Below are 7,035 nucleotides of genomic sequence, written 5' to 3' on the forward strand. Positions count from 1 at the left end.
GCGGTGTCAGTGCCCGGTGGTCGGCGCGGAACCGGTGGAGCCGGCGGCAGGGGCGGCAGCGGCGCCGTCGTGGGCGCGGGTGCGCGCGGGACGGTGGGCGTACAGCATCGCGAGACCGGTGAACACGCACCCGCCCACGAAGTTGCCCAGCAGCACCGGGATCTGGTTCCAGAGCCACCAGTCGCCGAAGGAGACGTCCGCCCCCAGGAGCATGCCCATGGGGATCATGAAGAAGTTGACCACGGCGTGCTCGAAGCCCAGGCCGAAGAACGCCATGATGGGCAGCCAGATGGCCGCGATCTTGCCGATGGTGTCCTTGGAGACCATGCCCATGAACACGCCCAGGCACACCAGCCAGTTGCACAGCACGGCCTTCACGAACACGGTGGCCATGCCCGCGGCGCCCATGGCCCGGTACGCGGTGGTCTTGGCCTGGGCGGTCTCCACGAATCGCTGGCCCAGCGCGGCGGCGTCGTGCGAGCCGAAGCCCGTGAGCACGCCCGCGTAGAGCAGTGCGAAGGCCGCGGCCCCGATGATGTGTCCGAGGATCACCATCAGGCAGTACCGCGCCACGGCGGACCACGGGACGAGACCGCGCACCGCGGCCATGGGGGTCAGGGCGAAACCGCCCGTGACCAGCTCCATGCCCATGAGGATCACGATGGTGATCCCGGCGGGGAACAGCAGCGCGCCCACCACGGGGGAGCCCGAGGTCACGGAGGCGGATACGGCGAAGGAGGTGGTGGCGCCGAGGACGGCGCCACCCAGCACGCCGCGCAGCACGAGGGTGCCGGAGGGGGCGGTGGCCTTGGCCTCGCCGGCGGCGATGGCGTCCAGCACCACGTCCGCGGGTTTCACATTGGTCATGGTGGGGTTCTCTCGTTCTCTGCTCGTGGGCGTCCGCCGCAGGTGTGGGCGGCCCGCTGGGGTGCTTCCGTGCCGCCCACGCCGTGAGCTGTGCGGGGCGGGCGCGCAATGTCGGGTGACCGCACGAGTGTAGGACCCCTGCAACGCGGGACCGAACACGCGGCCCGTCTGGCCCCGGTGCGTGCGGGGTCATAGGGTTGGGGCACATGCGGCAGTGTGGCCGTGGGCGGGGCGTGCGCCGCGGATCCGGGGACCGGGTCCGGGAGCACGCACCGGGCTGTCCGATCGGGCACCGTGAGCCACGCCGCGGAGTACACCCCGACTCGACGACAGCTAAGGCGTGATGCAGCAGTGACCTCCCCTCAAGCCACCACCCAGGCCATCCCCGCGGTGTGGCAGCGACCGCGGTGGAGCGGTGCGCGGGCATGGATCAACGAGTACTACCGCTCCGTCCCGGACGCGGACATCGCAGGAACGGACGAGCAGGTGCTCACGGAGCGGGCCGAAGCCCACCGGGAGGTGGGGCGGGTCCGGCGCCCGGACGAGCTGCGGATCGACGTGCGGGAGGACCACGGGTCCACCGTGCTGTTCATGGTCACCACGGACATGCCGTTCCTGGTGTCCACCCTGACCACGGAGATCGCCGCGAACTGGGGCGGCGCCGAGCTGGTGGTGCACCCGCTGCTGCTCGCGGGCCGCGACGGCGCCCACGAGCTCACCTCCCTGGGGGAGGTGCCCAACATCTCCGCGGTGTCCTCCGGGGACACCACCTCGCTCCCCGTGACGGACGAGCTGATCGGGGAGCCCGCCGCGGACCACCGGTCCGGGACCGCGGTGGAGTCCTGGATCCGGGTGGAGCTGCACCGCTCCCTGGACGAGGGCGCCCGGACGGAGCTGCGAGGCCGCATCGAGGCGCTCGTGGCGGACGTGCGCCGCGTGGCCGAGGACCAGGAGAGCATGCACCGTGAGCTCCAGCGCATCGCGGACTCGCTGGCACCCCTTGAGGAGCTCACCCTCCCGGACGGCTCCCGTCTGCCGGACGCACGCTCGGCCAGGGACTTCCTGCAGTGGCTGCAGGACGGGAACTTCGTGGTCATGGGCGTGAAGGCCTACGACCTCGAGTCGGACGGCGCGGACTCCGTGCTGCGTTCCCGCCCGGCCACCGGGCTGGGGCTGCTGCGGGAGAAGGGCACCGAGGGCCACGCCCAGAAGCTCACCGGGCTGGGCAGCGTGCACGCGCGGGACCACCAGGTGCTGTTCGTGACCAAGGCCAACCGCCGCTCCTCGATCCACCGCCGGGAGTACCTGGACTACATCGGCGTGCGCACGTTCACCCCGGACGGCGAGGTGGAGGGTGAGCACCTGATCCTGGGCCTGTTCTCGCGCCACGCGTACTCGGTGCCGGCCCAGCAGACCCCCATGGTGCGGGACAAGGTGGCGCGGGTGGCCGAGCGTTTCGGCTTCCTCCCGGACTCGCACTCTGCGCGGGACCTCATGGGCATCATCGAGGACTACCCGCGGGACGAGCTGTTCCACATGTCCGCGGAGGACCTCTACGACACCGCCGGCGGCGTGCTGGGGCTCAACGAGCGCCGCCAGACCCGCCTGTTCCTGCGCCAGGACACCTTCGGGCGCTTCATGTCCGCCGTGGTGTTCCTGCCCCGGGACCGCTACAACACCTCCGTGCGCCAGCGCATCGAGTCGCAGCTGTTCGAGGTCTTCGACGCCGAGGCCATCGACTTCGAGGTCCGCCTGACCTCGTCCTCCCTGGCGCGGCTGTTCTTCCGCATCCGCCTGCCCTACACGGGGGAGGTCCGGGACGTGGACCGCGAGGACCTCGAGTCGCGGCTGCGTGCGGCGGTGCGCTCGTGGCCGGAGTCCCTGAGCCAGGCCATCGCCACGGCGTTCGACGACGAGCAGGCGAGCGTCCTGGGCCCGGTGTGGGAGAACGCCTTCCCCGGTGCGTACCGGGAGGACTACGAGATCGAGGAGGCCGTGCAGGACCTTAGGCGCTGCGAGGAGCTGTGGGGCCGGGACCCGAACCTGCCCGCCGAGGTCCGCGTGGCGGTCACCGACGGCCAGGTGCGGCTGAACATCTACCTCACCCAGGCGCTGTCCCTCACAGAGCTGCTGCCGCTGCTGCACCACATGGGCCTGCGCGTGCTGGACCAGCGCCCCTACCGGGTCACCCCCGCGGACGGCCGCGAGTTCCAGCTGTACGACTTCGGCGTGGAGCTGCCCGAGGGCGTGGACCCCGAGGGTCCCGAGGGCGCCAAGACCGAGGACCTCATCGAGGAGACCCTGTGCGCGGTGCTCGCCCACCGCTCCGAGTCCGACACCCTGGACCGCCTGGTGCTCACCGAGCGCATGGGCTGGCGCTCCGTGGCGGTGCTGCGCGCGTACGTGCGCTACCTGCTGCAGCTGGGCCACCCCAACTCCTTCGAGTTCATCGCGGACACCCTGGTGGACTACCCGGACGCCACCCGCGAGCTCTCCGAGCTGTTCTCCGCGAGCTTCGACCCCGAGCGCTTCGGGGACGACGACGCCGCCCGCGACGCCGCGCGCGCAGCGGCCCTCGAGCGGCTGGGCACCGTGCTGGACGGGGTGCCCAGCCTGGACGCGGACCGGCTGTTCCGGGCGCTCGCCGACGTGATCGCCGCGACCCTGCGCACCAACGTGTTCCAGGAGCGGCCCACCATGGCGTTCAAGCTGGACCCGAAGGCCATTCCGGCCGCCCCGCAGCCGCGCCCGGCGTACGAGATCTGGGTGTGGTCCCCGCGCGTGGAGGGCACGCACCTGCGCTTCGGGCAGGTGGCCCGCGGCGGGCTCCGCTGGTCCGACCGCCGCGAGGACTTCCGCACGGAGGTGCTCGGCCTGGTCAAGGCCCAGATGGTCAAGAACGCGGTGATCGTGCCCACCGGCGCCAAGGGCGGCTTCTTCCCCAAGCAGCTGCCGGATCCCCAGGCGGACCGTGAGGCGTGGCTCACCGAGGGCCGCGAGGCGTACAAGCTGTTCATCGCCTCCCTGCTGGACGTCACCGACAACATCGTGCGCGAGGCCGAGGCCGAGGCGGACGGCGGTCACGGTGCGGCCGAGGTGACGGACGGGGCCGGAGGGGACGCGGCGGCGTCGTCGGCCAGCGCGGACGCCACGCCCGGGACCCGCGGGGACGCCACCCCGGAGGACGGGGGTGGGCGGAGCGAGCCCGCGGAGACCTCCGGCGAGGCCGGGGACACCGTGGTGCACCCCCGGGACGTGGTGCGCCGCGACGGGGACGACTCCTACCTGGTGGTGGCCGCGGACAAGGGCACGGCGGCGTTCTCCGACACCGCGAACGCGATCTCCCTGGAGCGCGGGTTCTGGCTCGGGGACGCGTTCGCGTCCGGCGGGTCCGTGGGCTACGACCACAAGGCAATGGGCATCACCGCGCGCGGCGCGTGGGAGTCCGTGAAGCGCCACTTCTTCGAGCTCGGCGTGGACACCCAGTCCGAGGCGTTCACCGTGGTGGGCGTGGGGGACATGTCCGGGGACGTGTTCGGCAACGGCATGCTGCTGTCCGAGCACATCCACCTGATCGCCGCGTTCGACCACCGGGACGTCTTCCTGGACCCCACCCCGGACGCCGCGGCCTCCTACCGGGAGCGCGAACGGCTGTTCAACGCCGGGCGCACCTCGTGGCAGGACTTCGACCGCTCGGTGATCTCCGAGGGCGGCGGCGTGTACTCGCGCCGGGAGAAGTCCGTCCCGATCACTCCACAGGTGCGCGAGGCCCTGGGCCTGGACGAGGGCGTGGAGTCCATGAGCCCTCAGGAGCTCGTGCGCGCGGTGCTGCTGGCGCCGGCGGACCTGCTCTACAACGGCGGCATCGGCACCTACGTCAAGGCGGCCTCGGAGACCCACCAGGAGGTGGGGGACAAGGCCAACGACGCCATCCGGGTCAACGGCGAGGACCTGCGCGTGAAGGTGATCGGCGAGGGCGGCAACCTGGGCGCCACCCAGCTGGGACGCATCGAGGCCGCCCAGCACGGGATCCTGGTCAACACGGACGCGATCGACAACTCCGGCGGCGTGGAGTCCTCCGACCGGGAGGTGAACATCAAGATCCTCGTGGACGGCATGGTCCAGGCCGGGCTGCTCGGCCAGGACGAGCGGGCGGAGTTCATCGAGTCCATGACGGACGAGGTGGCCGACCTGGTGCTGCGCACCAACGTGGCCCAGAACGTGCTGCTCACCACCGAGCGCGCCCGCGGGGTGTCCTTCACCGAGATGTTCATCCGGCTCATGCACTGGCTCGAGGACACCGCGGACCTGGACCGCGAGCTGGAGTTCCTGCCCTCGGACGAGCAGCTGCGCGAACGGGCCGCCCAGGGCCAGCCGCTGACGGGCCCGGAGCTGTCCGTGCTCACCGCGTACGCGAAGATCCAGCTCACGGCCGCCCTGGTGGACAGCGACCTCGCGGACGACCCCTGGTTCCACCGCACGCTGTCCCAGTACTTCCCCGCGCAGATCCGTGAACGCTTCGGGGAGCAGCTGGACACCCACCCGCTGCGCAGGGAGATCATCTCCACCGTGGTGGCCAACCAGATCATCAACTACGGCGGCATCGCGTTCGCGTACCGCGTGGTGGACGACTCCAACGCGGACCTGGCGGACCTCGCCCGCGCGTTCACGGCGGCCATGGAGATCTTCGACCTGGAGAGCTACGCCTCCCGCCACGCCCAGCTGGGCGCGGACGTCCCGCTGGAGCTGTGGAACCAGATGTCGCTGCGCATGCGGCGGCTGCTGGACCGCGTGGTCCGGTGGTTCCTGCACCGGCAGGAGACCCACGCGGACATCCAGGACCTCGTGGACACCTACCGGCCCATCGTGGCGCTGCGCTCGGGCTCCGAGGGGCTCATGGCACAGGAGTCCCAGGAGCGCACCCGCGCGGAGGCGGAGCTCGCCGAGCGCCAGGGCGTTCCGGGGGACCTCGCGAAGGAGTGGGCCGAGCTGCTCGATGCCTTCGCGCTGCTGGACGTCGCCCGCCTCGCCCAGTCCGAGGGCATGACGGGAACCGGGTCGGAGGACGGCGAGGAGCAGGACGGCGCCGGTGCGGCGTCGTCGTCCGGCGGCGCCGCAGGTGGGGCGGTGGGCGGCTGCGGCGTGCGGATGATCGCGCGCGTGTACTTCGCCCTCTACGACCGCTACGGGCTGGAGAACCTGCTCAACCGCATCAGCGCGCTGCCGCAGAGCACCAGGTGGGAGAACATGGCCCGGATCGCCATGCGCGAGGACCTGTACTCCACCCTGGTGGCACTGGCCGCGCAGGCCCTCGAGTTCCCCGGCGTGGACGCCCAGGAGAAGGTGCGGGCGTGGGAGCAGGAGAACGCCGACCGGCTGGAGCGGCTGCGGGAGGTCCTGGACGAGATCGAGTCCATGTCCGGTGACGACTCCGAGGGCGAGCTCGCGGCCCTCTCGGTGGCGCTGCGGACCCTGCGCGGGGCGCTCCTGGACTGAGCCCCGCGGTCCCCACCGGCCCACGACGCCGCCCCGCGCCCCCATCGCTCCCGCACCCCGCGTGCGTGGCCGGTGGGGGTGCGGGCGTGCGCGCGGGGCCTGGCGGCGTCGTCGCGCCCGTACGATGGGGCGGGTGACCGCAGAGATCATCGCCACCGTCGTGACCGCCGTGCTGCTCGCCATCGGATGCCTGGGGATCGTGGTCCCGGTGCTGCCGGGGTCCGTGGTGGGGCTGGTCGGACTCGTGATCTGGGCGTTCGTGGTGCGGGCGCCGGAGGGCTGGGCGGTGCTGGCGCTGGGTGGCACGCTGCTGGTGGCCGGGCTGTCCTCGAGCCTGGTGCTCACAGGCAGCAGACTCAGGCGCCGGGAGATCCCCAACCGCACGCTGCTGCTCGGGGTGCTGGGTGCGGTGATCGGGATGTTCGTGATCCCGGTGGTCGGGCTGTTCCTCGGCTTCATCGCGGGGCTGCTGCTGTCAGAGACCGTGCGCAACAGGGACTTCTCCACCGCACTGGCCAGTTCATGGGTGGCCGCGAAGGCCATGGGGCTGGGGATCCTGGTGGAGCTCTCGTGCGCGCTGCTGGCGTCGCTGACCTTCACCGTGGGGGCGGTCGTCTACTTCGTGATCGCTTCATGACCGCGTGAGGGCCTGCCGGTGTGACCGTGTGATGG

Annotated in this window: 3 protein-coding genes; 2 read left to right on the top strand and 1 reads right to left on the bottom strand. The window is 71.7% G+C overall.

The window, feature by feature from the left end:
• Positions 1–6: 6 nt before the first annotated feature.
• The gene (locus Q4A22_RS10035; RefSeq protein WP_303179112.1) at positions 7–867 is read right to left on the bottom strand and encodes a formate/nitrite transporter family protein; all 861 of its coding nucleotides are present in this window, start codon (positions 865–867) and stop codon (positions 7–9) included.
• Between the two features lie 351 nt (positions 868–1,218).
• On the opposite strand from Q4A22_RS10035, the gene Q4A22_RS10040 reads away from it, so the two are divergent.
• Together Q4A22_RS10040 and Q4A22_RS10045 are read left to right on the top strand one after the other, a co-directional pair.
• Entirely contained in the window at positions 1,219–6,363 is a 5,145-nt protein-coding gene (locus Q4A22_RS10040) for an NAD-glutamate dehydrogenase (RefSeq protein ID WP_303179114.1), read from the top strand.
• 124 nt (positions 6,364–6,487) lie between these two features.
• Complete coding sequence (locus Q4A22_RS10045; protein WP_368410630.1) at positions 6,488–7,000, top strand: DUF456 domain-containing protein; 513 nt, start codon at positions 6,488–6,490, stop codon at positions 6,998–7,000.
• The last annotated feature ends 35 nt before the right edge of the window (positions 7,001–7,035 follow it).

It is taken from the genome of Kocuria sp., assembly GCF_030530945.1.
In the GTDB taxonomy this organism is placed as follows: domain Bacteria; phylum Actinomycetota; class Actinomycetes; order Actinomycetales; family Micrococcaceae; genus Kocuria.

Coding starts and splice junctions, on each gene's coding strand:
- Q4A22_RS10035 (WP_303179112.1), bottom strand. CDS start 867: ATGACCAATGTGAAACCCGCGGACGTGGTGCTGGACGCCATCGCCGCC.
- Q4A22_RS10045 (WP_368410630.1), top strand. CDS start 6,488: ATGGGGCGGGTGACCGCAGAGATCATCGCCACCGTCGTGACCGCCGTG.